Consider the following 304-nt stretch of genomic DNA (forward strand, 5'->3'; position numbering starts at 1 on the left):
CCCTGCTGCTTGACCGGGCCCTCCGACGGAGGAACTCATGCGAAGGGTCAATCTCGTCGCGGCCGCCCTGCTCACGGCCGCGACGATCATCACGCCTGTCTCGAACGCGACCGCGGCCCCTGCCGCGATCACCGAGACGGTGTACGTCGAGTCCACAATCGACAGTGACGCGGACGGGAAGCTCGACCGGATCGCCGCGGACGTCATGCGGCCGGACACGGCCGGGCGCGTGCCGATCGTGATGGAAGCCAGCCCCTACTACGGGCTGGGCGCCGAGATGGCGGCGACGAACGTGCCGCGCGGC

General features: G+C 70.4%; 1 protein-coding gene. It reads left to right on the forward strand.

Annotated features, from left to right (window positions below; genetic code table 11):
• Window positions 1-37 precede the first annotated feature (37 nt).
• On the forward strand, window positions 38-304 hold a 267-nt coding region (locus tag B0F77_RS48025), incomplete at its 3' end, for a CocE/NonD family hydrolase (RefSeq protein WP_281252535.1).

Source organism: Lentzea kentuckyensis (assembly GCF_002150765.1).
GTDB lineage: Bacteria > Actinomycetota > Actinomycetes > Mycobacteriales > Pseudonocardiaceae > Lentzea > Lentzea kentuckyensis.